The sequence below is a fragment of the Marinobacterium sp. xm-m-383 genome (genome assembly GCF_013283255.1).
In the GTDB taxonomy this organism is placed as follows: domain Bacteria; phylum Pseudomonadota; class Gammaproteobacteria; order Pseudomonadales; family Balneatricaceae; genus Marinobacterium_E.
Window position 1 is genome coordinate 37,243 of the sequence record NZ_WBYT01000005.1, and the last position, 26,822, is coordinate 64,064.

Sequence of the window (26,822 nt, forward strand, 5' to 3'; positions counted from 1 at the left end):
AAAACAGACTCAACGACAAGGATTGGTCGATCATGGAAATTAAAGTTAACTACCTCGATAACTTACGCCTAGAGGCGAAGTTTGACGACTTCACCGTGATCGCCGATCAGCCGGTTCGCTACAAAGGCGATGGCTCAGCCCCCGGTCCATTTGACTACTTTTTGGCTTCATCAGCGCTGTGTGCCGCCTATTTCGTAAAGGTCTACTGCGAAGCGCGAGGCATCTCTACCGATAATATCCGTCTTGCTCAGAACAACATTGTCGATCCTGAGAACCGCTACAAACAGATCTTCAAAATCAGTGTTGAGCTGCCAGAAGATCTCAGTGATAAAGATCGCACCGGTATCCTTCGCTCCATTGAGCGTTGTACCGTGAAAAAAGTCGTGCAAGAGGGTCCTGAGTTTCAGATAGAGGTCGTCGACAGTCTTGATGAGGATGCCCAAGCTCTACTAGCGGTTGCTACCGACAGTGAAACCTTCATTGAAGGTAAAGACGCGCCACTTGAACAGACCATCGCAAAGATGACACAGATTCTTGCTGATCTGGGGATGAAAATAGAGGTAGCCTCCTGGCGCAACATTGTCCCCAATGTCTGGTCACTGCACATTCGTGATGCGGCCTCTCCCATGTGTTTTACCAACGGTAAAGGGGCCACAAAAGAGGCAGCACTGGCCTCTGCATTGGGTGAGTTTTTAGAGCGTCTCTCCTGTAACTTTTTCTACAACGATCAGTATTTTGGCCAAGAGTTGGCTGAATCAGAGTTTGTCCACCGCCCAGATGAATGCTGGTTTGAACTGACAGAAGAGGATGATATCCCAGAGGGGTTATTGGATGAGTACACTCTTGAGATCTACGACCCTGATCAGGATTTAAGTGGCTCTAACTTAATCGATACCAACTCTGGTAATGAGGATAGGGGGATCTGCGCTCTACCATTCCAGCGTCGATCGGATGGTGAAACGATCTACTTCCCATCGAACCTGATTGAAAACCTCTTTTTGAGTAACGGTATGAGTGCCGGCAATACCCTTGAAGAGGCTCAGGTTCAGTGTCTTTCTGAGATCTTTGAACGTGCGGTTAAACGTCAGATTCTTGAGCAGGAGATTGCGCTTCCCGATGTGCCCTCGCAGGTGCTTGAACGCTGGCCGGGTATTGTGGAGGGCATCAAGGCGCTAGAAGAGCAGGGCTTTCCTGTTTTGGTTAAGGATGCCTCGTTGGGCGGCCAGTTCCCAGTCGTCTGTGTCACGCTAATGAACCCTAAAACGGGCGGTGTGTTTGCCTCGTTCGGTGCCCACCCCAGTCTGCATGTCGCTATTGAAAGAAGCCTGACTGAATTGCTGCAGGGCCGCAGCTTTGAAGGGTTAAACGACCTGCCACCACCGACCTTTAACTCACATGAGCTGACTGAACCGAATAACTTTGTTGAGCACTTCATCGACTCCAGTGGTGTTGTGAGCTGGCGCTTCTTCAGTGACGCCTTTGATTACGAATTTGTGGATTGGGATTTCTCAGGTACCAACAGAGAGGAGGCTGACAGGCTGTTTGGTATTCTGGAGTCGATGGGTAAAGAGTCCTATCAAGCGAACTATGATGACCTGGGTGTACCGGCGGTTCGAATTCTGGTCCCAGATTACTCTGAGGTCTATCCCGTTGAAGATCTGATTTGGGATAACACCAATAAATCACTGGAGTTTCGCGAGGCGATTCTCTGTCTGCACGAGTTGTGTGATGAAGACCTAGAGGAGTTGCTGGTTCGTCTAGAAGAGAGCGAGCTGGATAACTACACTGATATCCGCACGTTGATCGGCATTGAGTTTGATGAGAACAGCGTCTGGGGACAGCTCACCATTCTTGAGCTAAAACTGCTGATACACCTAGCACTGGGTCAGTTACCTCAGGCTAAAGAGTTGGTTGAGGCCTTCTTGCAGTACAACGATAACACCCTAGATCGCGCGCTGTTCTATCGTGCAATGGATGCTGTCATTGAGGTGGAGTTAGATTCAGATATGGCCCTTGAGCACTATCTCAACAACTTTACCCGCTTGTTTGGTAAAGAGCGGATTGAGGCTGTGGTTGGCTCGGTGAACGGAACGATTCGTTTCTATGGTCTCGAGCCAGTCGGTATGGAATTGACCGGATTAGAGCGCCATCAACGACTGATACAGAGCTATCAGAAACTGCATCAATGGCGAGCTTCTAAATAGTTAGGCCCTCAGTTACTGAGAGCGCTAACCTGTTTACTGGCCTGTTCAACCGAGTACTTGCCTTTAGCATCCTTGGTCACACGGCCTATCGCTACAAACGGGTCGTGTACAAAGAGTAAACGTCCACCCCGACTTTCAAGCCCTTCAAGCAGTTGTCGTTTTTCATCAATCAACTGCTCTGGAAAACGGTCATAGCCCATGGTGATGGGGAGATGAACCCAGGCGCTGCCGGGAATAAGATCCCCAGGGTAAACGACCGGTCCCTCTGGCATCTCGACTTCTGGCAGTATTTGGCCGGGTGTATGCCCTGAGCTCTCATGCAGTGTCCAGCCATCTCCCAGTGTTGCTGACTGTTGGCCCTCAGGAATGATCTCTAATCGACCTGACTCCTCCAGCAGTTTGATCAACATAGGTATGTAAGAGGCGCGATCACGAGCATGAGGGTCGTTTGCGCGCTGCCATTGGACTTCACCGACTAAGTATTTCGCATTTGGGAAGAGCAGGTAAGGATCCTCACCCTCTTGCCACTCAGACAGTAGCCCGCCTGCGTGGTCAAAATGGAGGTGGGTCAATAGAACAATGTCGATCTCTTCGTGGGAGACACCTGCAGCCTGAAGATTTTTGATCAGGCAGTGCTCTTGCTCTTGAATACCATAGCGATCTTTCATCTCGGGGCTGAAGAATGCGCCAATGCCAGTCTCAACCAAGATGTTACGTTTTGGGCTGCTCTCCTGAACCAGCATGGCGCGGCAGGCTAAGGGAATACGGTTAAGCTCATCAGGCTCTATCCAGCGTTGCCATAACGCGCGAGGCGCATTACCAAACATTGAACCGCCATCCAGCTTCTGTGTATTCCCCTCTATCGAGGTAATGCTACGCATGATTAAGCAAACTCTTCGGTGTCGATCTCAGTTTGTTGACCGGCACTATAGCGCTCACCGGCCACGGTATCGCGGTTAATGAGTTGTTCTAACTCATTAACAATGTCGCTACTCAGTGTGACATCGGCTGCGCCTAGGTTGTCACGCATGTGCTCGACAAAGCGAGTGCCTGGAATCGAAACAATCGAGGGATCCTTTGCACGGATCCAGGCCAGCGCTAATTGCGCTGGGGTACAGCCAGCACGCTCAGCAATGGCAACATAGTCACTCAGTAGCGCTCTGTTCTGTTCAAAGTTCTCTGGGTAGAAGCGTGGCATGGCACGGCGAATGTCTTTTTCAGCCAGTTCGTCCAAGTTGTCGATTGTGAGACTTAAAAAGCCACGTGCCAGTGGGCTGAAGGCGACGAAGGTAACGTCTAGTTCACGGCAGGCGTCGAGAACCGCGATCTCTGGGTTGCGAGTCCAAAGTGAATACTCAGTTTGGATAGCGGCAACGGGGCACTCTTTATGGGCGGCTCGCAAGGTGTCAGCTGACATTTCTGAAAGACCGTAGCTCGCAATTTTACCCTCTTTGATAAGGTCAGCCATGGCGCCTGCACTCTCTTCAATTGGAACGTCAAAGTCACGACGGTGCAGGTAGTAGAGGTCGATTTGATCTGTTTGAAGGCGTTTTAAGCTGGCTTCACACTGTGCTTTGATGGTTTCAGGGCGGCCGTCTAGTGCTTTACCTTTTTCAGGGTCGATGTAGAGAACACATTTTGATGCCAAAAAGATCTCATCGCGGACCGACTTGAGCGCTTCGCCAACAACTTTCTCATTTTTGCCGCCACCGTATAAGGTCGCCGTATCAAAATGGCGGTAGCCCATCTCAAAGGCTTCACGAAACCCTTTGATCGCCTCGTCATCTGATACCGGGGTGTTGTAGGCGTGTGACATGTTCATACAACCCAAACCGATTGGGTTATTGCGTAGCATCTCAAGTTTGCTCATGAAAAATCCTTAAAAATGAGTCAATTTGTACAGAAGATTAACAAGTTAGTGCGGACGAGTGAACTCGAAAAGGGGAATTAGGTATTCGAAAAAAGAAAAACGATTCGGTGCCAGAATGGACTCTGGCACCGTTATTGAGGTTAGGCTGTTGCAGCGTTTAGAGCGGCATCGTAGTTAGGCTGTTGCGCAATCTCTGGAACCAGTTCTGAATGCAGTACTTTGCCATCACGAATCACCACAATGGCTCTAGCCAGAAGCCCACGCATACCTGAATCGATGATTTCGACGCCAAAGCTTTTACCAAACTCTGGGTTACGGAAGGTGGATGCATTACTGACCCTCTCTAGACCTTCGGCACCACAGAAACGTGCTTGTGCAAACGGTAGGTCTGCTGAGACATTAATCACCTCAACGCCATCATGACTCGCCAACTGCTCATTGAACGTGCGGACTGAGGTGGCACAGGTTGGAGTATCGATACTCGGAAAGATGTTCAAAACAACCGTTTTGCCTGCGAGGTCAGACAGAGAGAACTCAGACAGGTCGGCAGCTGTGAGTGTAAAGTCTGGACAGTCGCTCCCAGCAGCAGGAACATCTCCATAGGTATGTAAAATATCTCCGCGTCGCGTAATTTGAACCATGTTATTACCTCATTAAATAGAGTGATTTTGTTATAGGTATACTCATTACGCTAGCGGCAGACACTTGGATTTAATTACTCAGAAGCAGTGATCGCCTCGATTGAAAATTGCCCGAAAAAAAACCGGCTACTGCCGGTTTTTTAATGTTCCAACGATTAGATTCGTTCGAAGATGACAGCGATACCCTGACCACCACCGATACACATGGTTACTAGCGCGTATTTGCCACCAGTACGTTGCAGCTCGTGAATCGCCTTAGTCGCGATGAAAGCACCGGAACAGCCAACAGGGTGGCCTAATGCAATAGCGCCACCGTTCGGATTGGTTTTGTCTGCAGGAAGACCTAGACCTTTAGAGACTGCAATCGCTTGAGCGGCAAAGGCTTCGTTAGATTCGATCACATCCATATCATCAATGGTTAGGCCGGCACTCTCTAGTGCGGCTTTTGATGATGGGATAGGGCCTTCACCCATGATGTGGTTAGGTACACCGGCAACCGCGTAAGAGACGATCTTAGCGATAGGTGTCTCACCGTTTGCTTTAGCGGTTTCAGCATCTGCAAGCACAAGGAAGGCTGCACCGTCATTGATGCCTGAAGCATTACCTGCTGTAACAGTACCGTCTTTCTTAAATGCAGGACGCATGCCGCTCAGTTTTTCTGCGGTCGTACCTGGTTTAGGGTGTTCGTCCGTATCAAACACAGTTTCGCCTTTGCGAGACTTCAGTGTGATTGGAACGATCTGATCTTTGAATCGACCTTCATTAATCGCTACTTCAGCACGACGTTGTGACTCTGCCGCGAACGCATCTTGCTCTTCACGAGAGATGTTCCATTTTTCCGCCAAGTTTTCAGCCGTGATCCCCATGTGACCAGCGCCAAATGGATCGGTCAGAACGGACACCATCGCGTCAATCATGCCAGTATCACCCATGCGAGCACCGGTACGCATAGCAGGTGCCATGTAAGTACCGCGTGACATCACCTCGACACCACCGCCAACAGCATAGTCGCATTGACCTAGCTCGATCTGTTGAGCACTGGATACCACCGCTTGAAGGCCTGAAGCACATAGGCGGTTAACAGCCATCGCAACTGAGTTCATAGGTAGACCTGCCTGGATAGAGGCAACACGTGCAACGTAGGGGTAGCGTGATTCTGTTGGAATACAGTTACCAACCGTCACGTAGTGGATCTTCTCGGGATCCGCTTTAGAACGTGCAACCGCCTCTTTCATAACAGTGCCCGCTAGCTCTGCTGGCTCCATAGAACTTAGGCTGCCACCAAAAGCACCGATTGGTGAACGCATTGCGCTTAGAACAACTACTTCACGTGTCATCTGCATATCTCCTTATGCACAATTAATTTTGGTATTCCGACAATATATAGGGTTATCGCTACAAATACATGACCAAGTCGACTAATTGATAGTTATAATCAAGAAAAAATTTGAGGTGTTTATGTTTGTTCTTTTCGATATGGATGGCGTGTTGGTCGATTCCGAACCGCAGTGGAAGCTTGTGGAACAGGAGGTGTTGGCTAAGTTTGGTATCCATATGGAGATCGAAGAGCTCAAAAAACACGCCGGCGCAACGACCTTTGATTTCATGACCAAGATGAACCGTCTCTACCCAGAGAAAGGCCTAGTGGTTGAAGAGATGGTTGACCAAGTCATTTCGGAGATGGAAAAACGGTTGGTGACACTGCCGTTGATGAAAGGGGTAATGGCATTCATCGACCAGCTTCAAGCCGATGCCGTTCCAATGGCGATTGCCTCCAGTTCGGCGATTAGATTGATTGAAGCGGTGATTAAGACTCATAACTTACCGATCACTGTCTATGCCTCAGGCTCAGAGATTGGACTATCTAAACCTCACCCCGAGGTGTTCCTACAAGCCGCGAAACGGATCGGTGCTGATCCTTGGCAAGTGCTCATCATCGAAGACTCTGTCAATGGAACGATTGCCGGTAAAGCAGCTTCGATGTCGGTGGCTGTTGTGCCGGAGAGTTTCCCACCAAGATCTGAATTGTCGATTGCGAATCATGCCTTTGAATCGATGACCGATCTGCATGATTATTATCGTCAAGGTGGGTTTAGCTACCTAGGCTAATTTTAGGGAGCCTACGAATAGGTCCATGACATCTCAGGCTCCCTAGGGTTTCTGTGAAGAGGCTTCCTCTGCCTGTGCTTGAATAGCCTCTTCATGGATATCGAAACTGTGCTCAGACTTCTGTTCCGCCAAGCCCTCTAATGGCTCCAGAGTTTCATCGGTCAGTGAGTCGCTCTCAACTATAGAGTAAACGGGCTGATCCGTTTCATTAACCCCTTGTACCGCCTCAACCACTTCGTCTGGGAATAGCTCTTCAATCGCAGTGTCGGGTAGATCCTCGGTACGAGGGTCAAACTCTGCAATGACCTGTGTTTCTGGCATCGCAGGGATAAACTGCTCCTGCTCTTCGATCGGTACGGGTGGTTTTTGTACCTGTCTGAATAGTGTAAACACGACCAGCATCAGCAGAATAACCACGAATCCCAAGAACAACGAACCGGGTGCAAAAGAGCCCAGTAGCATTGAGCCTAACAGTGGCCCTGCAATACTGCCAAGGCCATAGCTCAGCATCAGTGTCGAGGAGGCGGCAACACGCTCCTCACTGCGAATCAAGTCGTTGGTAATCGCTACCGCTATTGAGTAGATCGCCGCAATCATCGCCATGAACAGTGAGGTCGAAAGAATCAGCAGCACAAACTGATCAGAACCAAACAGTGATGCTCCCAGAGCTGCTAGAGCTGCGACGAGGGCGGTTGCCGTTAACACTTTGCTTCGTGTGACGCGGTCACAAAGCCAACCAATGGGCCAAGCGAACAGCATCGCGCTCATAACCGATATCGACATCAAGGTAGCAATTTGATCCGTTGCAATGTCGCTCAATGTGGCATAGAGCGGAACCAGTGCGTAGAACGAACCGATCAACAGCCCGCCACAAAATGCTGAAAAAAGCCCCAGCGCCGATTTACGCCAGAGTCGCTGCAGTGACATGAACTCTGCAGTCTCTAGGGGCGGTGATTGAAGGCGTGACGCAGAGAGAGGGATGACGGCTGCGATCAGTAGAAGCCCCGCAATGATGAAGGCTGTGGATATTTGCAGGCCAGAGGAGTGGCCGAGAATGACCTGCCCTGATGCTGCCGCTGAATAGGCTGCAATGGTGTACAGAGAGAATAGGGTAGCGCGGTTGTTGTCGCTAGCCACGGCGCTAAACCAACTCTCTATCGCAATGAATAGACCAGCAACGCTGAACCCGCCGATAATCCTGAGTAGACTCCAAACCCAAAAATCCTCAGCGAAGGGGTAGAGCAGAGCGGCCATCGCGGCAAGACTGGCCAGTGTCGAGAATGCCCGAATGTGTCCCACTCTGATCAGCAGCCGTTGAGCAAAGATTGAGCCAATCACAAACCCGATAGAGTAGAAGGTCATGATCCAACCAATCTCGGTTGGCGGTGTATTCGCCATACCCAAACGAACGCCAATCAGCGACATCAAATAGGCATTGCCAGACGCTACAAGCATCAGGCTCATGAATAGAGCCAGAAGAGAGATAAATATTAGGCGCATATTGGGCGTTACTTGCCAGAGGTGGAGTTTTGAAAATCGTTCAGCCGCTTCATTTCGACATCAAACAGCACTTTTAAGGCCTCTCGCACATGTCGAACGTGGTCCATCGCAGCCGATCGAGCCCAGGCCGATTGTCCTGTGGTCACTGCCTGGTAGATTTCGCTGTGGTGTTTATCGACCACCTGCTTAAAGCCCCCTTTCTGGTTGAAGTTTCTAACAGCCTCTTGAATGCTAATCAGCGTCAGATCCTTCAAACTTGACAAGGTGTGTATCAAAACCGAGTTGTGGGATGCCTCGATCACGCGTCTATGAAACTCATGGTCCAAGTTGGCATCCCAATCGGGGGCTACCGACTCCATCTTCTTGAACGCCTCACGAATGCGATACTGATCGCGAGCGGTCGCTCGTTGTGCGGCTAGAAAGCAAGCTTGCCCCTCCAGCTGTTCACGGACCTCAAGAATTTCCAGTACAGCCTTGGGATCCTGACCAAACAGATTGATCAGAGCGGACTTGTTTTCTGAACTGGTGACCGCGCAGGAGACAAATGATCCTCTACCGTGGTGCGTTTCAATGATCCCTTTACCCGAGAGTATATGCAGTGCCTCTCGAACAATGGTACGCGACACACCTAGACGTGCAGAGAGGGATCGTTCAGACGGGATCTTGCTCTCCGGTCCTAACTCACCATCAGCAATCAATTTTTGCAGATATTGAGTGACTTCATTAACAGCGCTGCTTGCAGATTGGCTCATCTATTTCGCATCTCGGTATGGATTGGTCAGACCAGTTTTCCACGCCATCAATTGAAACGCAAGCCCCATCTGGGTTTGAATGCATAAACGTTTCATCGAGTGAGTGACCATCAAATCAGTGGTTTGATTTCAAGTGGTCATACCAGTAGACAGCTGCGTAAGTTTTTGTGACAGCATCGCTCTATTGGTCTGTCTACTACTCCAATTTAAGAGGTTGAACTTATGCTCGAACTGAAACGCTTAGATATTGAAGATGCTCGTCTGTTAATCGAAGGGGCTCGAAACCGAGCTAATGAGATTGGTGTACCTATGTGTATCGCGATAACAGATGAGTCAGGGAATTTGATCGCTTTTGAACGTATGGATGGCGGTAAAACCACCAGTGTAACCATCGCTCAAGACAAAGCCTACACCGCAGCGGCTGCTCGCAAAGCGACGCACGAGTACAACGCTGCATGTACACCCGGCTCGTTGGTGTTTGGTATTCACACCTCGATGGGTGGACGTCTGTGTGTTGTGGGCGGCGGTTATCCCGTGGAGTCAAATGGACAAGTAGTTGGTGGCATCGGATTGAGTTCTGGTACACCAATGCAGGATATGGAGTGTGCTCAAGCTGGTATAGAGTACTGGCAACAGCAGACTCAACAATAAAAAGTACCCAGAGTGGGGTCGGAGATCAGTATGCAGAGTGCAGTGGCTAGCCCGGATCGTGTTGCTAAGCGTCAACGCATTGCTCAGCGATTTAATGAGTTCATTGATTCGCACTACGTCATCAGTGACAGCGAAACGTTAAAGCCTTATGAGTGTGACGGCCTTTCAGCCTATTGCGAAGAGGCGTTGATCGTTGTTTTGCCATCAACGGTAGAGCAGGCACAGAAGGTTCTTAAAATTTGTCACGAAGAGAACATCCCTGTGGTAGCTCGTGGTGCAGGTACCGGTTTGTGTGCCGGTGCTATGCCTCATGGTGATGGCGTGGTCTTATCGATGGCGAAGTTCAATAAGATCCTCGAGATCGATACTGACGCTAGAGCGGCTCGCGTTCAACCGGGTGTTCGCAACCTAGCGATTAGTGAAGCGGCAGGTGATTACAATCTCTATTACGGTCCAGACCCTTCGTCGCAAATAGCCTGCACCATTGGCGGTAACGTGGCTGAAAACTCAGGGGGTGTCCACTGCCTTAAATACGGTTTGACCGTGCATAACCTGTTAAGTGTTCAGTTCCTGACGATGGAAGGTGAGCTGCTAACCATCGGCTCAGAAGGTCTTGATAGCTGTGGTATGGATCTGATGGCGCTGTTCACAGGATCCGAAGGGCTATTGGGTGTGGTCACCGAAGTGCGAGTGAAGCTGCTGCCAAAACCTGAGCGTGCTCAGGTAGTGGTTGCAGGATTCGACTCGGTACCCAAAGCGGGTGATGCCGTCGGTGAGATCATTGCTAAGGGTATCATTCCTGGCGGTCTTGAGATGATGGATGGCTTTGCCATTAAAGCGGCTGAAGATTTTGCCAAAGCGGGCTACCCCGTCGATGCTCAGGCTCTATTGCTATGTGAGGTCGATGGCACCGATGAAGAGGTGGCGGAGCATATTGAAGCGGTTGAAACGCTGTTTCGTGAACTGGGAGCCACCTCGGTTCGCACATCTCAAAGTGAAGAGGAGCGTGCACGTCTATGGGCTGGGCGTAAATCAGCCTTCCCAGCCGTTGGACGTATTTCACCAGACTACTACTGCATGGACGGGACCATTCCGCGTGGTCAGCTAACGCATGTGCTGCTCGAGATGCAGAAAATGTCAGAGCACTACGGTCTGCGTGTGGCCAACGTTTTCCATGCCGGCGATGGCAACTTGCACCCACTGATTCTCTTTGATGCGAACGTACCGGGTGAGCTGGAGCGCACCGAAGAGTTCGGTGGCAAAATTCTTGAACTCTGTGTTGAGGTGGGCGGCTGTATCACGGGCGAGCACGGCGTAGGCTATGAAAAACTCCGTCAAATGCCGGCTCAGTTCAGTGATTCAGAGATCGAGCAGTTCCACAAAGTGAAGCGTGCCTTTGATGCCAAAGAGCTTCTTAATCCCGGTAAAGGTATACCGACCTTGAGAAGTTGTCAGGAGTACCGTTCGTTGGATCTTGATCTAACGCCCAATGCTCAGGTTAGCGCCAATAGCAATACTGATGCAGGAGAGTTCCGTGTCTGATTTAACCAATGAATTGATTAGCCAAGTCCGTGATGCGGTTGAGGCTAAAGAGACGCTGGCTATTTCAGCGGGTGGCAGTAAAGCCTTTATGGGACGTCAGATCGAGACGGATCGTACCATCGATGTCAGTGGTCACACAGGCATTGTTAGCTACCAACCGGTTGAGCTCGTTATGACCGCACGTGCCGGTACCAGACTTGCAGAGATTGAGTCTGCACTATCTGAACACAATCAGATGCTGGCCTGTGAGCCGCCACGTTTCGGTGGCAAAGCAACCTTAGGTGGTACATTGGCCGCTAACGTCTCAGGTCCGGGGCGCCCTTGGTACGGATCCATTCGTGATCATGTATTAGGCGTCAGGTTGATCAATGGCGAAGCGGAACAGCTGCGGTTTGGTGGTCAGGTGATGAAGAATGTCGCCGGTTACGATCTTTCGCGTCTGCAAGCGGGTGCGATGGGTGGATTAGGCCTAATGACCGAGATCTCTCTAAAAGTACTGCCTAAACCAGCGACTACCCGCACGTTGAAGTTCGCAATGGATCAAGCCGAAGCGATACAGCGCATGAACTCCATGTCAGGTCAGCCAAAGCCGATTACAGCGGCTTATTGGCACAACGGAGAATTGTTTGTTCGTCTGGCAGGTGCAGCCTCAGCAGTTGATGCGACTGCAAAAATTTGGGGTGGTGATGAACTGGCTCCAGAGGTTGCCTTGGCTCTTTGGGCGGATCTGCAAGATCAGAAACCAGCCCTATTCAATGCGGAAAAAGTCTGGCGCTTCTCCGTTAAGGGCAGTGCGGATGTCCTACCCATCGAAGGGGATTCATTAATCAACTGGGGTGGCGCTGAGCGCTGGTATGCCGGTGATCACAGTTTCGATCGTATGGTGGAGCTAGCAGAGAGTGCTGGTGGACAGGTTTCACTCTACCGCGGAGGTGATCGTACTGACGAGGTACTTCATCCGGTTAATCCATCAATTCAGGCTCTGCAACAACGCATTAAAGCGTCTGTCGATCCGCAGGGGGTGTTCAATCCCGGCCGTGCGTTTGGTTGGTTGTAGGAGTCAGTGTAATGAAAACGAATATAGTTCAAACCTTCCTAGCGACGCCTGAAGGACAAGAGGCGGAAGAGATTCTGCGTAGCTGCGTTCACTGTGGTTTCTGTACAGCGACTTGCCCAACCTACCAAGAGTTGAATGATGAGCGAGACGGTCCGCGTGGTCGAATCTATCTGATCAAACAGCTGTTGGAGACCGATGAGGTGACCGAAAAAACTCGGACACACCTAGATCGCTGTCTGACCTGTCGTTCATGTGAGACGACCTGTCCATCGGGCGTTCAATATGGACGTCTAGTTGATATAGGTCGTGGCATTGTTGAGAAGAAATTGGATCGCCCTGTTACGGAAAAAGTGGTTCGCTGGGGATTGAAACAGGTTCTGCCTCACGCTAACCGCTTTGGTCCGCTACTAAAAGTAGGTCAGGTGTTTAAACCGATTCTACCTGGCGCTCTGGGTAAGAAGGTCCCGCCTAAACGTAAAGCCTCTCCTTGGCCAGCCAAACGTCATGCTCGAGTTATGATGGCTCTTGCCGGTTGTGCTCAACCCAGTGCTGCACCCAATACCAATGCGGCAACGGCTCGGGTACTGGATAAGCTAGGAATCACTCTGGTTGAAGCACCACAAGCTGGATGCTGTGGAGCGGTGAATTACCACCTGTCGGCACACGAAGCGGGTCTTAATGAGATGCGCAAGAACATTGACGCCTGGTGGCCAGCGATTGAAGGGGGCTGTGAAGCCATTGTGATGACCGCGTCTGGTTGCGGTGCCATGGTTCAGGAGTACGGGCATCTATTAAGAGATGACCCAGACTACGCGGAGAAGGCCAAGCGTGTGAGTGAGCTGACAAAAGATATCAGTGAGGTGCTGCTGGCTGAAGATCTGTCACCACTTGCTCCTAATACTGATGGTGAAAAGATCGCGTTCCACTGTCCTTGTACCTTGCAGCACGCTATGAAACAGAGCGGCTCCGTAGAAAAAGTACTCGAGAAAGTGGGCTTTGATCTGGCCAAGACCAAGGATAAGCATCTCTGTTGTGGTTCCGCGGGCACCTACTCGATTCTTCAGCCGAAGATCAGTCAAAAGCTGCTAGCCAATAAGGTTGAGGCACTGACAGGGGATAACCCGACACAGATCGCTACCGCGAACATTGGGTGTCAGTTACACATTGAGACAGCTTCGCCGGTACCGGTTAATCACTGGATTGAACTGTTGGATCGATAAGATCGCAGTCACTATTAAAGGGGCCTTGTTAGGCTCCTATTTATTTGTCACTGCTTCTATTTTTCAGTTTCGGATTCGGGTGTGACGAGATGATCTCGGTTCCAAAGAGTGGGGTAGAGCGGAATCCAAAGTGCTACCAGGGCGAGGGTGCCAATGCCACCAAATAGAATGGAGGGGACCGCACCAATCCAGGCGGCAAGTGTACCTGATTCAAATTCACCCAGTTGATTGGAGGTTGCAATAAAGAGTGAGTTAACCGCGCTGACCCGTCCGCGCATCTCATCGGGTGTTTCAACCTGAACCAGTGTTGAGCGAATCACAACACTGATCATATCGGCGGCGCCAAGAACAAACAGAGCGGTCAGCGATACCCACATCACTTCAGAGAAACCGAAGACCAGAGTGCCCAAGCCAAAGACCCAGACGGCCGCATAGAGCCAACGCCCGGAGTGTCGTTGAATCGGGTATTTTGCAAGCAAGAACGACATCGCAACGGCCCCCGCCGCTGGTGCGCTTCTTAACAGGCCTAAACCGACTGAATCGGTCTGTAATATATCGTGCGCAATCATCGGTAGAAGAGCAGTAACGCTGCCGATTAGAACCGCCAGCGTATCGAGCATTAACGATCCCCATACCGGTTTGTTGCGCCAGACGTGGACAAAGCCCTCAAACAACTCTTTGCGACGCTGCTTGCTTCGGTCCCGTTTGATGGCTGTATCTTTCATGCCAAACAGCGTCACAATCGATATTAAGACGAACAGCATGCTAGTGGCATAGAGTGTGCCGGCTCCAAAAATATAGATGACGCCACCTAAAGCCGGACCAATAATTGTAATGGTCTCACGAGCTGAAGCGGTCAGTGTCATCGCTTGGGTCAGAAGCTGGCGCGGCACCAGATTCGGCACCATCGCTTGCCCCGCAGGCATGCTGAAGGTTCTAGAGACGCCCAGCATGAAACAGGCTATGTAGATGATCCCTTCTGTAATGGTCTCAGTGAAACTGGTTAAGGAGAGCGCACCAATGGTGATTAACAGCAGCACCCGACTCCAAATCATCACCTTATGACGATCGTATCGATCGGCCATGTCGCCTGCGTGCAGCGTAAACAGAATCTGAGGTACATAACGCGCCAGACCAACCCAGCCAAGCGCCATAGCGCTTTCGGTCATCAGGTAGACCTGCCAGCCCAAGCCGATCAGCATCATCTGAATCGCCATGCCGGAGGTGAGTTGGCTGGTGAGGAACCGAACAAATAATCCCTGTTTTAATAGCCTGGTGTCACTCACTGGTCTGAATCCTTAGAGGGGTTTCTGGCCTCTTCATGACTCTCTAATCTATGGCCTGCATCAATAAATTTTGGCAGACGCAAATTGCCAAATATGGCGGCCAGTCGGGTTAGAAAAATGACTAACATTGCCAAGTAGGAGAGGAGTATCGGGTCGACGTAACCTTCGCCTAATACAAATACCATCGCACCGAGTATGGTGCAGGTGGCATAGAGTTCGCCGTCGCCACCGCCAAGAATCATCGGGTCTTCATTGGTTAGCACATCACGGATAAGGCCGCCTGCAACGGCTGTGATACAGGCCATCATGACGACCAGTAGGGGCGATAGATCAGCCATCTGGGCCTTTTGCGCACCGATGATTGCAAAAAGTGAGATACCGGCGGCATCGAATATCAGCAACAGTCGGCGCGGGTAGCGAAGATAACGCGCTAAGATAAAGGTCACGAGACCCGCAATCAGTGCCGTTGATATATACCAGGTCTCTTCAAGCCAAAAGATGGGGCCGTTGTTGATGGTTAGGTCACGAATAGTCCCTCCACCTACCGCAGTGACGACGGCTAATACCATGACGCCAAAGATGTCGATGCGCTTACCGGTGGCGGCTAAGGCACCGGTGATAGCAAATACAACCGTCCCTAGAAACTCGGCAGCGAGTAGTGGCTGACTAAACAACAAAAGCCTCCCTTTGCTCTCTATGGATGCAAGCTTATCTGTGCGACAATCGGACTCATATTTATATGGGTCAGTGTTGGTATGAATTGTGCATTCTTTCACTCAAATCATCCATGAGTAAAGGATCTATTTGATTATGAAAATTTCTGAAGCGGGCGTTAAGTTTGGTACCAGTGGCGTTCGAGGCTTGGTCAGTGAGCTAACCAATGAGGTCGCGTACGCCTTTGCTGCTGCGTTTTGGCAAGCGGCAGGTCAAGGGACCCGTGTTGTTATAGGTCATGACTTACGACCCTCCAGCCCGCAAATTACCCGAGCCTGTATGGCGGCCATGAGAGACTTAGGTGTCGAGGTGATTTATGTCGGTGCATTGGCAACACCAGCCGTCGCCTACTACGCGTCTAAGATGCATGCGCCTGCGATTGTGGTGACTGGCAGCCATATCCCGTTCGATCGGAACGGAATCAAGTTTTACAGCGTCGAGGGTGAGATCAATAAGGCACATGAAGAGTCGATCTCATCGGCCGAGGTAGTGCTGCCTCAAATTATTGAGTGTCCAGAACTGCCTGCGATTGATGCTGGTGCTAAGTCGGCTTACCTATCACGCTATGTTGACTGTTTCGGTCAAGATCTTTGTTCTGGCTTGAAGGTCGCTATCTATCAGCACTCAAGTGTTGCTCGTGATCTGTTAAGTGAACTGTTCGAGGCGATGGGGGCAGAGGTGATTGCCCTTGGCAGGACAGAACAGTTTGTGCCTATCGATACTGAAGCGGTGCGTACAGAGGATATTGAACAGGCTAAGCGTTGGGCGTCTGAGGTTGGATTTGATCTTTTGGTCTCTACCGATGGTGATGCGGACCGTCCTCTCATCGCCGATGAGACAGGGACCTTTTTCCGCGGTGATATTCTGGGTGTCCTCACAGCAAAGGCGGTCGGTGCAGAAGCGGTTGTGACTCCCGTCAGCAGTAATACGGCACTGGAATTAAGCGGTTGGTTTGATCAAACGCTGCGTACACGAATAGGCTCACCCTATGTGATTGCAGGAATGGAGTCGGTTGCAGAGGGTGTTGTTGCCGGTTTTGAAGCGAACGGTGGATTTTTGTTAGGTAGCGATGTTGGACTGAATGGGTCAACGCTTTCAACGTTGGCGACGCGTGATGCTGTTCTGCCAATGCTAGCGGTCATCTACCTCGCCAAACAGAATCAGCTTAAGGCCAGTCAACTGTCGGCCGAGCTGCCAGAGCGATACACCGCATCGGATCGCATTCCAGGGATAGCGACCGAGTGGAGCCAATCGATGTTACAGCGTCTGAATGAAGGGCAGCTGCAGTTTGAATCGCTAATGCCTTGGTCTTTGGGTGGTATTCGATCAGTCGATCAGACCGATGGTTATCGTGTCGACTTTGATACTGATACGATTGTCCATCTTCGTCCCTCTGGTAATGCTCCAGAGCTGCGCTGTTATGTCGAGATGAACAGTGAACAGGATGCGACAGAACTCTGTCGTCGGGTACTTAACAAGGTCGAGCAACTGTTTAAGAGTGAAGTATAGATGTTAAATTTTGCTGCTAACCTATCGTTTCTATTTTCAGACCTTCCCTTTTTAGAGCGTTTCGTTGCGGCAAAAAAAGCCGGTTTTGATTCGGTCGAGTATCTTTTCCCGTACGACTATCCTGCGGAACAGATTAAAGACCTTTTAAATGAGTCTGGTTTGGAGCAAGCGCTGTTCAATGCCTCTGCCGGTGATTGGGGTGCGGGTGAACGTGGGCTAGCGGCGCTGGTCGGTCGCGAATCTGAGTTTAAAGCCTCGATTGAACAGGCGGCCTCTTATGCCGAGGTGTTGGGCAATCGACGTCTGCACATCATGTCCGGGCTAGCCGATTTTTCCGATCCAAAGGCATTTGAAACCTATCTGAATAATTTAACCTGGGCGGCCGATCAACTGAACTTATCAGGTATCAATGTGTTAATTGAGCCGATTAACAGTCGTGATATGCCAGGCTACTTTTTAACGACACCTGAGCAAGCTGCAGAGGTGATTGAGTTGGCCAATCGCACAAATTTAAAAATGCAGTTTGACCTCTACCATGCTCAGATTATGTGCGGGGATCTTATTACCCGTTTAGAGCGATACTGGCCTCTGATTGATCATATGCAGATCGCATCCGTGCCCGATCGCAATGAACCATCCAGCGGCGAAATCAACTACTCCTACCTCTTTAACTGGCTCGATCAAAAAGGGTATCAAGGATTCATTGGTTGCGAATATCGACCTAAAACAACGACTTTAGAGGGTTTGGGTTGGTTGTCTGACTACAAAAGGTCATCTAATGGATAAACCCAAGGCGCTTCTTGTTGCCGGCATTAGTGCTGAGCTAAAAGGTATGTTGGCGGAGGTGGTTGAACTGGTTCCGCTAAATAAGCAGGGTGATGCGAATCAGTTTTTAGCGGATCAGGGTGCCGATTTTGAATTGGTGGTCACCAGTGCCGGCAAAGGCTGTGCAAACGCATTGATGGAGCAGCTGCCCAATCTTAAAGTGATCTTTAACTGGGGCGTTGGCTATGACAAAGTGGATGCCGAGTTTGCGACTTCGCGCAATGTGTATGTGACCAACACACCCGACGTGCTTAACGAGTGTGTGGCGGATATGGCGATTGGGATGCTGATCTCACAAGCGCGCTGTATGGGCGAGGCTGAACGCTTTGTTCGTCGCGGTGAATGGCTTAGCAACCCAACACCACCGATGGGGCAAAAAGTCAGCGGTAAGCGCCTGGGTATTGTCGGATTAGGACGCATTGGATTGGAGACTGCTAAGAGAGCCGAGGCGTTTTCAATGCAGATTCGCTATCACAATCGTCATCCACGGGAGGATGTCGACTACGCTTATGAAGCGTCGATTGTTGAGCTGGCAAAATGGTCCGACTACTTGCTTCTGCTCTGTCCAAGTACGCCAGAGACCTATCAGATGATCGATCGAGAGGTGTTACAGGCCTTGGGACCACAAAGTTCGCTGATCAATATCGCCCGCGGTGCGGTGGTGGATCAAAAGGCACTGGTTGATCTTCTGCTGTCCGGTGAGTTGGGTGGTGCGGCGTTGGATGTCTTTGAGAGAGAGCCAGAGGTGCCAGAGGCGCTAATGGATCTGCCTAATGTGTTGCTATTGCCACACGTTGGTAGTGCCACGTTTGAAACCCGAACGGCAATGGCCCAGTTGGTTGTCGATAATGTAAAAGCCTATATCGAATCAGGAAGCCTGGTTACTCCCGTCAATTAGTCCAGTAGGTAAATGCTGGTAAAGAACCAGAGGGTGATGGCTGTGCTGGCAAAAATGATGGCCAGTCTAACCCAGCTGTTTGGAATCCTCTTGGAGATGATGCCTGCTGCATAGCCCCCAATCAGTGTGCCAACCAGCAGTATCAATGTTTCGCTCCAGCTAATCAGATCATTGATTAGGAATAGCACAATGGCACAACCTGAAATGGTCGATGAGTAGAGCAGTTTAAGTGCATTCATCTCATTAACAGAGCGATAGCCTGCTAAGCTGCAGTAACTCAGCAGTAATATCCCCAGTCCTGCATTAAAGAATCCACCGTAGATTGATACGCCAATAAAAAGCAGGGTAAATAACCCGTTTTGTGCTTTATCGATATGGCGATGTTTTTGGCTCCACTTTTGTAATGTCTTATTAAACTGTCCGCCAAAAATAAACAGCAGAGTCGCGAAGAGTAGTAGCCAAGGCACGGCTTTTTCAAATTCGCTGTTAGAGGTTTGTGTTAACAGGTAGGCACCTATTATTCCGCCGATCGCAGAGATAAAAGAGAAGATCAGAAGTTTTTTAGGTGAATCTTTTATCTCTTGTCGAAGCGCATAGGTGCCCGAAAGATAGCCAGCTGTTGCAGCAAAGGTGTTGCTGGCATTGGCGATGACAGGGGGAACCCCAACAGCAATCAGAGCGGGGAATGTGATAAAACTTCCACCGCCAGCAAGAGAGTTTACGATGCCACCTAAAATACCTGCAGCGGCAAGAAATAGAATCTCTTCCAAACTTATTGACTCTTTAGCTGATTGATTAAATGCCAAATTGATAAGGCTAAAGAGACCGCTGCCGTGACAATAAGCACCTCTGCCATAGTGATCCCTTTAATGATCTCTGGCGTGTAGCCACATAGCTCCCAAGGTTCAAATATTGCCGGAAGCCAAAGGTGAAGGGGAAACCAGTTTGGGAAAGGGTCGCTCAATGTGCAGCTGCTCTCAAACCAGTAGCGCTCGATCCCTAAAACTTGGTAGCTCTGGTAAAGCAGAAAAGCCATCAGTGGAACAAGTAAAAAGGCGAGCAGCGTCTGTATAGAACGCGCTGAGAAGATCTTCCCGGATACTGCCAAGAGAAGGGCGCCAAAGAGTGTGGCACGAATCTGTACGCAGAGAGCACAGGGACCGTAGTCGAGTAGGTATTGAAAAACTAAAGCCCCAGCCTCGAGGCCTAACGCGAGTATAAGTGTGTAGCTCCAGATGAGCGGTTTTGGCGATTCTCTAAACTTAAACATGGCTTCTTTGAATGGTTATTTTCTAGGTGATTCTAATCATCTTTTTATTCGCTGTCGCTATTAAAAATTAGAACTTTGTAAATTTATTTAAATGGATTTATTCGTGGTTTAATTTAATTGTTTGGTTTAGGTTTTTTAAATATTTTTATTTATTTAAAGTTTTATATTGAGAAAACTATTTATTTTTATATATTATGTCGGCGTTAAATTAAAACTGTGCATCCCCTTTGCCAACTATTAATAGTATTAGGAATTTTTGATGAGCGATTTTATTAAAACTCTTTTGCGCAAAAACTCTCTTCGTAAACAGTGCCAATCGGTTGGTGCAGATGAGATCGAAAAAGTGATTGCCGATCTAACGGATATTCTTGAAGAGCGTCGCGCTGAGGAAGCTGCTTTACTAGAGCAGAACCGTGCAAAGCTGGAGGCGATTGAAGCGATTCGCCAGAAGATGCGTGAAGCGGGTATTGCGCTCGATGAGCTAACTGGTATCACTGAATCGGCGCCTAAATCTCGTAAAGAGGTGAAAGCTAAGTACCAGATTACCGATGCAAGTGGTCAAACCCATGCCTGGACAGGTCGCGGTCGCACTCCAACTGTATTCGCAGAGTACATGGCTTCTCGTGGTATCACAAAAGATCAACTGCCAACCATAGATTGATATATAATCGCTCTATGAGTGAAGGCCCTTCCTCGGAAGGGTCTTTTTGTTTCTATGTTTTGAGGTTGCGTCCGCATGTCTGATGAAAAACTGCAAAAAGTGTTGGCGCGCTCCGGTGTAGGCTCACGTCGTGAGATGGAGCGTTGGATCGAAGAGGGTCGAGTCGAAGTAAACGGCAAATTGGCGACTCTTGGTGATCGTGTTTCTGCTGAAGACCAGATTAAGGTCGATGGCAAATCTATTGAACTGAACAGTGCGGGTAGCCAAACTGCTCGAGTTCTTATCTACAATAAACCCATTGGTGAAGTCTGCACTCGCCATGATCCTGAAGGCAGGCCAACTGTCTTTGATAATCTGCCGAAGCTTAAATCTGAGCGTTGGGTTGCGATCGGTCGTCTCGATATCAATACATCGGGTCTTTTGGTTTTTACTACCGATGGTGAAATTGCTAACAAGATGATGCACCCATCGAGCAACATTGACCGTGAATACGCGGTTCGAGTTCTAGGTGATGTCAGTGATGCCGTACTCAAGCGTCTAACTGACGGTGTTCTGCTTGAAGATGGCATGGCTAAGTTTACCGACGTTCGTTACTTCAATGGTGAAGGTGCCAACAAATGGTTCCACTGTTGTGTCATGGAGGGGCGTAACCGTGAAGTTCGTCGTCTTTGGGAGTCGCAAGAGCTGCAAGTTAACCGTCTAAAGCGTGTCCGTTTCGGGCCGGTATTCCTCCCCAGTGACGTTAAGGTAGGCACTTGGCGTGAGCTTGGTCAGAAAGAGGTCGACATTCTAACGGATGAGCTGATGCTGGAGCGTCGTAAAGTGCCTTCGATCAATCCCGAAGATCTTGATCGTAAAGAGCGCGAATACAAACGCCAGAAGATACGTCAAACCACCGATCATAACCGTGATTCAGCACGACAGGATCGCCGTAAGCGTAAGGTTCGTGTGGTGGGCAAGCGAGGGTGACAATTGAGGGGGCTGTCCTTCGGTCTGATCCCTCTCTCTAGCTGATAGTGACGGGCCTTCAGCCTGTCATCTGCTTTATCGGTGTTTTCCAGATAGGCTGCTAAATCTACCAGTGGATGACAGGCTGAAAGCCAGTCACCTTCATTAAGATCGCGGCCTTTCAAGGCCGCTCCTACTTTCTAGGCAAAATCTGCAGCAGACATTGCACCTTGTGCATCTATATTCTGTCCGTTGACTCCTTTGCTATCAGGTCCCATTAGGAATAGATACGCAGGTTGGATATCGTCGGGTGTTGCAATGGTGCTTGGGTCCTCTGCAGGGTATGCGTAGGCACGCATTGCAGTGGCGGTACCGCCTGGATTGATGGCGTTGATGCGGATGCTTGGGTCATTCTCTAGCTCGTCAGCTAAAGTCTCCATCAGTCCCAGTGTGGCGAATTTAGAGACGCAGTAGGCACCCCAGTAGGCACGGCCCTTGGTCGCAACCCCCGAAGTGACAAAAATGACTGAGGCGTCTTCGGATTGTCTAAGCAGTGGCATTAGGGTCTGTGTCAAGATGAACGGTGCATTGACGTTCACGCGCATCACCTGTTCCCAGATGATCGGGTCGTAGTTCTCAATCGAAGTTCTTAGACCAAGAATCCCGGCATTGTGCAGGATGCCATCTAGCTTGCCAAAGGTCTCATCCAGTAAGTTAGCCAGCTCAATGTAGTCGGGTTCGCTTGCCTTGTCGAAGTCGATCGGCACGATGGCAGGCTGTTTACAGCCTAGCGCTTCAATTTCATCGTAGACAGCTTCAAGCTTATCTTCGGTACGGCCCGCTAATATGACGGTCGCGCCTGCTTTGGCGTAGGCGATAGCTGAGGCTTTACCAATTCCATCACCGGCACCGGTTACCAGAATGGTGCGTCCTTCAAGAAGTTGCTCGGGAGCGTCGTACGTAAACATGGTTGGACCTTTTAAATAAATTGTTCATTAAGAAATGAGAGAAGATTCTCGGACTGATGAAGTACATGAGTTGCTTGCCACTCCCTATAATCCTCGCCCTGCGCTAGGTAACCGAAAGTGCAGGCTACCGTTGGTGTGCCTGCCGATTTACCAGCGACAATATCGCGAATATGGTCGCCAAAGTAGAGTGAGTGCTCTGCTGCTGCATCAACCGTTTTAAGCGCTTTGATGATCCCTTCTGGATCGGGTTTTGATTGGTTGACGTCCTCTGGGCAGATGCAGACACTGCAGCGATCAGTGAGTTGCAACTGTTCAAGCACGATATCCGTCAATTCGCGAGGTTTGTTCGTCACAATGCCCCAGGGAATCTGCTGCTCTTCAAGCCAGGTTAACGCTTCGTTAAAGCCAGGAAAAAGACCGCCACTCTCGACGGGGTTGCTTCTGTAGAGTGAGAGAAACTCATTGTGAAGCGCGGTTTCATTGGCAATGAACTGATCTGGGAAAGCAGCCTTTAGCATCGGCTTTCCGCCGTTCGATGCATTGTCTCTAATTAGCTGAAAATCGGGCTCCGCGTAGCCGTGGTTCTGTGCCTGCTGACAAATGACGCGATAAAAGTCCGGGGCTGTATCCAGCAGTGTGCCGTCTAGATCAAAGAGTGCGGATCTCATAGTGGTTTGGTCGCGGCAACCAGGTAGTTCACGCTGACATCATTAGCATCCAGTGCATAGACTTTGGTCAGTGGGTTGTAGGTCATGCCGGATAGGTCATCCACCTCCAGTCCAGCAGCACGCATATGGTTGGCCAGTTCAGCCGGGCGAATGAACTTGTTGAAGTCGTGCGTGCCGTTGGGAACCAGCTTAAGCAGTCGCTCTGCCCCCAAAATGGCAAATAGGTAAGCTTTCGGGTTGCGATTTAGGGTCGAGAAGAAGACACGTCCACCAGGTTTGGTTAGTGCGGCGCAGGCTTTTACGACCGAAGCTGGATCTGGAACGTGTTCTAGCATCTCCATGCAGGTGACGACATCAAAACGCTCTGGGTTCTGTTCAGCGAACTCTTCCGCTGTTGTGCGGGTGTAATCGACTTTAACGCCAGACTCTAGACCGTGTAGTTTGGCGATTTTTAGTGGCGCTTCACCCATATCAATGCCGCTAACTGAGGCGCCGCGGTGCGCCATCGCTTCCGATAAAATGCCACCGCCACAGCCGACATCTAATACCTCTTTGCCGGCCAGATCCGCATGACGATCAATGAAGCCAACTCGCAGTGGGTTGATATCGTGAAGGGGTTTGAACTCACTCTCTTTATCCCACCAGCGTGATGCAAGCTCTTCGAATTTAGAGATCTCTTGTGGGTCGATATTCAGGTTTGTTTGATCGGTCATTTAGGCTACCAAAGTGGCAATTCATTAACGGTTAATGGTGCTAGTTTATCACCCCTTTGAATAAGGCCCAAAAGCTGATTTGATTCAATTGTTTGTGTTATGATGTGGACTTTATTTTTGCACCGGGTGGCGGTGCGAACAGAAGACTAAAAGGAACGCCAGATAATGGGTGACCTAACCAAAGAAGTTCTTCCGGTAAATATCGAAGACGAACTGAAGCAGTCCTACCTAGATTACGCAATGAGCGTGATCGTCGGCCGTGCACTACCTGATGCGCGTGACGGCCTAAAACCGGTTCACCGTCGTGTGCTGTTTGCGATGAATGAGCTGGGTAATGATTGGAATAAACCCTACAAAAAATCCGCTCGTGTGGTTGGTGATGTAATCGGTAAATACCACCCTCACGGCGACAGTGCGGTTTACGATACGATCGTTCGTATGGCGCAAGACTTCTCTATGCGCTACATGCTGGTAGACGGTCAGGGTAACTTTGGTTCGGTGGACGGTGACTCTGCTGCGGCAATGCGTTACACCGAAATTCGAATGAAGAAGATCTCTCACGAGCTTCTTTCGGATCTGGATAAAGAGACGGTCGATTACGTCGATAACTACGACGGTACCGAAAAGATTCCAGCGGTCCTTCCGACTCGTGTGCCTAACCTGTTGGTCAATGGTTCAGCGGGTATTGCGGTAGGTATGGCGACGAACATTCCGCCCCACAACTTAGGTGAGGTGGTTCGAGGCTGTTTGGCACTGATCGAGAACCCGGATATTACTATCGATGAACTGCTTGAGTTTATCCCAGGTCCAGACTTCCCGACGGGCGGTATTATCAATGGCCGTGCAGGTATTTTGCAGGCCTACCGAACAGGTCGTGGCCGTATCTATGTTCGTGCAAAACACCACGTTGAGGAGCACCCGAAAAACGGTCGTCCTATGCTGGTTATCACCGAGATTCCTTACCAGCTCAACAAAGCGCGCTTGATCGAAAAGATCGCTGAGCTGGTCAAAGAGAAAAAGATCGAAGGTATCAGCGAACTTCGCGATGAGTCAGACAAAGATGGTATGCGTATCGTTATTGAGTTGCGTCGTGGTGAAGTGCCTGATGTCATCATCAATAACCTATTTGCGCAGACACAGCTGCAGAGCGTGTTTGGTATTAACATGGTGGCGTTGGTTGATGGTCAACCGCGTCTATTGGATCTGAAAACGGCGCTTGAGTGTTTCGTTCGTCACCGTCGCGAAGTTGTCACACGTCGTACGGTTTACCTACTGCGTAAAGCGCGAGAGCGTGGCCACATCTTGGAAGGTTTGGCGATCGCACTGGCAAACATTGATCCTGTCATTGAACTGATTAAGAAATCCCCAACCCCTGCGGAGGCAAAAGAGGCGCTGATTGCGACCGCTTGGGCGCCTGGTCAGGTGTTGGATATGCTAGAGCGTGCAGGTGAAGATGCCTGTCGTCCAGAAGGTTTGGAAGCTCAGTTCGGCCTGCGTGACAACAGCTACTACCTATCGCCAGCTCAAGCGCAAGCGATTCTCGAATTGCGACTACACCGTCTAACCGGTCTAGAGCACGAAAAGCTGATTGAAGAGTACCGCGATCTTATCGAGCGTATTGCAGAGCTTTTAGAGATTCTTGGCTCACACGTTCGTTTGATGGAAGTGATTACTGAAGAGTTGAACGAGCTGGTTGCAGAGTACGCAGATGAGCGTCGCACTGAGATCACTGCGTCTATGCAGGATCTAACCATTGCTGATCTGATCACCGAAGAGGAGATGGTTGTGACTATCTCGCACGGTGGTTATGCGAAGACACAGCCGCTTGAGGCCTACCAAGCACAACGTCGCGGCGGTAAAGGTAAGTCTGCGACAGCAATGAAAGATGAAGATTTTGTCGAGCATCTGCTGGTGACTAACAGTCACGATACGATCCTGTGTTTCACCAACTTCGGTAAGGTCTACTGGCTGCGCGTGTTTGAGATCCCTCAGGCAAGCCGTACCGCTCGTGGTCGACCTATGGTCAATATTCTGCCGTTGGCAGAGGGTGAGCGCATCAGCACGATTCTTCCTGTTAAAGAGTTTGATGATGAGCGTTGCGTATTCATGGCGACAGCCAATGGTACCGTGAAGAAGACCCGTCTATCGGCCTTCTCTCGCCCACGCAGTACAGGTCTGATTGCATTGGATATCGTTGAAGGTGACCGCCTAATCGGTGCATCACTGACAAACGGTAGCGACGATGTGATGCTGGTGACCTCTGCGGGTAAAGCGATTCGCTTCAATGAAACAGATGTTCGTGAGATGGGTCGTACCGCTCGCGGTGTGCGTGGCGTTAAGTTGGATGATGTCGCTAAAGTGATCTCATTGATGGTGCCTAAGGAGGGTGGTCAGGTGCTGACTGCTTCTGAGAAAGGCTATGGTAAGAAGACAGCGATCACAGAGTTCCCAATTCGTGGTCGTGGCGGTATGGGTGTCATTGCTATGCAGTGCACCGATCGTAACGGTGCGTTGGCCGGTGCTGTCCAGGTATTTGATGGCGATGACATCATGCTGATCAGTGATCTTGGCACCATGGTTCGTACCCGTACTTCTGAGATCTCCTCACTCGGTCGAAATACCCAGGGTGTCCGACTCATTCGCGTAGCGGATGATGAGACTCTGATCGGTATCGCTCGAATCGAAGAGCCGGAAGAGGATGAAGATGCGACTGATGCAGCTGGAGAGGGTAACTCAACAGAAACTAATGCATCAGAAGAGAGTCAAGTTGCACAAGAGGAGTCTGATGATTCCGACGGCAGCGAAGAAGAGTAATT

Annotated in this window: 25 protein-coding genes; 12 read left to right on the forward strand and 13 right to left on the reverse strand. The window is 50.1% G+C overall.

Annotated features, from left to right (window positions below):
• Nucleotides 1-32 precede the first annotated feature (32 nt).
• The gene (locus tag XMM383_RS09110) at nucleotides 33-2,204 is read left to right on the forward strand and encodes an OsmC domain/YcaO domain-containing protein (RefSeq protein ID WP_173494837.1); all 2,172 of its coding nucleotides are present in this window, start codon (nucleotides 33-35) and stop codon (nucleotides 2,202-2,204) included.
• Nucleotides 2,205-2,212: 8 nt separating this feature from the next.
• Here XMM383_RS09110 and XMM383_RS09115 read toward each other — a convergent pair whose 3' ends face one another.
• From XMM383_RS09115 to XMM383_RS09130, 4 genes are all read right to left on the reverse strand, one after another.
• Nucleotides 2,213-3,085, reverse strand: coding sequence for an MBL fold metallo-hydrolase (locus XMM383_RS09115; protein ID WP_173494838.1), 873 nt, complete (start codon nucleotides 3,083-3,085; stop codon nucleotides 2,213-2,215).
• A gap of 2 nt (nucleotides 3,086-3,087) precedes the next feature.
• Complete coding sequence (locus XMM383_RS09120; protein ID WP_173481339.1) at nucleotides 3,088-4,074, reverse strand: aldo/keto reductase; 987 nt, start codon at nucleotides 4,072-4,074, stop codon at nucleotides 3,088-3,090.
• A gap of 140 nt (nucleotides 4,075-4,214) precedes the next feature.
• Nucleotides 4,215-4,715 (reverse strand): thiol peroxidase, encoded by a 501-nt coding sequence (gene tpx / locus XMM383_RS09125; protein ID WP_173481338.1) that lies wholly within the window; start codon nucleotides 4,713-4,715, stop codon nucleotides 4,215-4,217.
• Nucleotides 4,716-4,870: 155 nt separating this feature from the next.
• The gene (locus XMM383_RS09130; protein ID WP_173481336.1) at nucleotides 4,871-6,052 is read right to left on the reverse strand and encodes an acetyl-CoA C-acyltransferase family protein; all 1,182 of its coding nucleotides are present in this window, start codon (nucleotides 6,050-6,052) and stop codon (nucleotides 4,871-4,873) included.
• A gap of 121 nt (nucleotides 6,053-6,173) precedes the next feature.
• On the opposite strand from XMM383_RS09130, the gene XMM383_RS09135 reads away from it, so the two are divergent.
• Nucleotides 6,174-6,824: an HAD family phosphatase gene (locus tag XMM383_RS09135; RefSeq protein WP_173481335.1), complete on the forward strand. Its 651-nt coding sequence runs from the start codon at nucleotides 6,174-6,176 to the stop codon at nucleotides 6,822-6,824.
• A 42-nt stretch (nucleotides 6,825-6,866) separates the two neighbouring features.
• On the opposite strand, the gene XMM383_RS09140 is transcribed toward XMM383_RS09135, so the two are convergent.
• A complete protein-coding gene (locus XMM383_RS09140) occupies nucleotides 6,867-8,288 on the reverse strand; it encodes an MFS transporter (protein WP_173506316.1) in 1,422 nt (473 codons plus the stop codon).
• A gap of 44 nt (nucleotides 8,289-8,332) precedes the next feature.
• Nucleotides 8,333-9,076 (reverse strand): FadR/GntR family transcriptional regulator, encoded by a 744-nt coding sequence (locus tag XMM383_RS09145; RefSeq protein ID WP_173481333.1) that lies wholly within the window; start codon nucleotides 9,074-9,076, stop codon nucleotides 8,333-8,335.
• 222 nt (nucleotides 9,077-9,298) lie between these two features.
• Between XMM383_RS09145 and XMM383_RS09150 the strand changes: the two genes are divergently transcribed.
• Genes XMM383_RS09150 through glcF form a run of 4 tightly spaced genes read left to right on the forward strand, consistent with a single transcriptional unit; the run spans nucleotide 9,299 to nucleotide 13,546 of the window.
• Complete coding sequence (locus XMM383_RS09150) at nucleotides 9,299-9,727, forward strand: heme-binding protein (RefSeq protein WP_173481332.1); 429 nt, start codon at nucleotides 9,299-9,301, stop codon at nucleotides 9,725-9,727.
• A 30-nt stretch (nucleotides 9,728-9,757) separates the two neighbouring features.
• The gene (locus tag XMM383_RS09155) at nucleotides 9,758-11,269 is read left to right on the forward strand and encodes an FAD-linked oxidase C-terminal domain-containing protein (RefSeq protein ID WP_173481331.1); all 1,512 of its coding nucleotides are present in this window, start codon (nucleotides 9,758-9,760) and stop codon (nucleotides 11,267-11,269) included.
• Nucleotides 11,262-12,326 (forward strand): glycolate oxidase subunit GlcE, encoded by a 1,065-nt coding sequence (gene glcE, locus XMM383_RS09160; protein ID WP_173481330.1) that lies wholly within the window; start codon nucleotides 11,262-11,264, stop codon nucleotides 12,324-12,326. Before XMM383_RS09155 ends, glcE begins: the two co-directional genes overlap by 8 nt.
• 11 nt (nucleotides 12,327-12,337) lie before the next feature.
• Nucleotides 12,338-13,546, forward strand: coding sequence for a glycolate oxidase subunit GlcF (gene glcF / locus XMM383_RS09165; protein WP_173481329.1), 1,209 nt, complete (start codon nucleotides 12,338-12,340; stop codon nucleotides 13,544-13,546).
• 56 nt (nucleotides 13,547-13,602) lie between these two features.
• On the opposite strand, the gene XMM383_RS09170 is transcribed toward glcF, so the two are convergent.
• Complete coding sequence (locus XMM383_RS09170; RefSeq protein ID WP_173494839.1) at nucleotides 13,603-14,832, reverse strand: MFS transporter; 1,230 nt, start codon at nucleotides 14,830-14,832, stop codon at nucleotides 13,603-13,605.
• Entirely contained in the window at nucleotides 14,829-15,608 is a 780-nt protein-coding gene (locus XMM383_RS09175; RefSeq protein WP_371739685.1) for a trimeric intracellular cation channel family protein, read from the reverse strand. Before XMM383_RS09175 ends, XMM383_RS09170 begins: the two co-directional genes overlap by 4 nt.
• 34 nt (nucleotides 15,609-15,642) lie before the next feature.
• Between XMM383_RS09175 and XMM383_RS09180 the strand changes: the two genes are divergently transcribed.
• The 3 genes from XMM383_RS09180 to XMM383_RS09190 are packed head-to-tail and all read left to right on the forward strand — an operon-like array spanning nucleotide 15,643 to nucleotide 18,778.
• Nucleotides 15,643-17,055, forward strand: a complete 1,413-nt coding sequence (locus tag XMM383_RS09180) for a phosphomannomutase (protein WP_173481327.1) — start codon at nucleotides 15,643-15,645, stop codon at nucleotides 17,053-17,055.
• Entirely contained in the window at nucleotides 17,056-17,841 is a 786-nt protein-coding gene (gene otnI, locus XMM383_RS09185; protein ID WP_173481326.1) for a 2-oxo-tetronate isomerase, read from the forward strand.
• Nucleotides 17,834-18,778 (forward strand): 2-hydroxyacid dehydrogenase, encoded by a 945-nt coding sequence (locus tag XMM383_RS09190; protein WP_173481325.1) that lies wholly within the window; start codon nucleotides 17,834-17,836, stop codon nucleotides 18,776-18,778. The genes otnI and XMM383_RS09190 overlap by 8 nt, the downstream gene beginning before the upstream one ends.
• Here the strand turns inward: XMM383_RS09190 and XMM383_RS09195 are convergent.
• Nucleotides 18,775-19,548 carry a sulfite exporter TauE/SafE family protein gene (locus XMM383_RS09195; protein WP_217363614.1) on the reverse strand — a complete coding sequence of 258 codons (774 nt, stop codon included), beginning with the start codon at nucleotides 19,546-19,548 and terminating at the stop codon, nucleotides 18,775-18,777. The genes XMM383_RS09190 and XMM383_RS09195 overlap by 4 nt on opposite strands.
• 2 nt (nucleotides 19,549-19,550) lie before the next feature.
• Entirely contained in the window at nucleotides 19,551-20,048 is a 498-nt protein-coding gene (locus XMM383_RS09200) for a disulfide bond formation protein B (protein ID WP_173481324.1), read from the reverse strand.
• 259 nt (nucleotides 20,049-20,307) lie between these two features.
• On the opposite strand from XMM383_RS09200, the gene XMM383_RS09205 reads away from it, so the two are divergent.
• Both XMM383_RS09205 and rluB read left to right on the forward strand, forming a co-directional pair.
• Complete coding sequence (locus tag XMM383_RS09205; protein WP_173483084.1) at nucleotides 20,308-20,709, forward strand: H-NS family nucleoid-associated regulatory protein; 402 nt, start codon at nucleotides 20,308-20,310, stop codon at nucleotides 20,707-20,709.
• A 75-nt stretch (nucleotides 20,710-20,784) separates the two neighbouring features.
• Entirely contained in the window at nucleotides 20,785-21,678 is an 894-nt protein-coding gene (gene rluB / locus XMM383_RS09210; RefSeq protein WP_173488711.1) for a 23S rRNA pseudouridine(2605) synthase RluB, read from the forward strand.
• A gap of 179 nt (nucleotides 21,679-21,857) precedes the next feature.
• On the opposite strand, the gene XMM383_RS09215 is transcribed toward rluB, so the two are convergent.
• Genes XMM383_RS09215 through ubiG form a run of 3 tightly spaced genes read right to left on the reverse strand, consistent with a single transcriptional unit; the run spans nucleotide 21,858 to nucleotide 24,006 of the window.
• Entirely contained in the window at nucleotides 21,858-22,625 is a 768-nt protein-coding gene (locus XMM383_RS09215) for a YciK family oxidoreductase (protein ID WP_173494840.1), read from the reverse strand.
• 11 nt (nucleotides 22,626-22,636) lie between these two features.
• Nucleotides 22,637-23,293, reverse strand: coding sequence for an HAD family hydrolase (locus XMM383_RS09220; RefSeq protein ID WP_173494841.1), 657 nt, complete (start codon nucleotides 23,291-23,293; stop codon nucleotides 22,637-22,639).
• The gene (gene ubiG / locus XMM383_RS09225) at nucleotides 23,290-24,006 is read right to left on the reverse strand and encodes a bifunctional 2-polyprenyl-6-hydroxyphenol methylase/3-demethylubiquinol 3-O-methyltransferase UbiG (protein ID WP_173494842.1); all 717 of its coding nucleotides are present in this window, start codon (nucleotides 24,004-24,006) and stop codon (nucleotides 23,290-23,292) included. Before ubiG ends, XMM383_RS09220 begins: the two co-directional genes overlap by 4 nt.
• Nucleotides 24,007-24,171: 165 nt before the next feature.
• On the opposite strand from ubiG, the gene gyrA reads away from it, so the two are divergent.
• Nucleotides 24,172-26,820, forward strand: coding sequence for a DNA gyrase subunit A (gyrA, locus tag XMM383_RS09230; protein ID WP_173481318.1), 2,649 nt, complete (start codon nucleotides 24,172-24,174; stop codon nucleotides 26,818-26,820).
• Nucleotides 26,821-26,822: the final 2 nt, after the last annotated feature.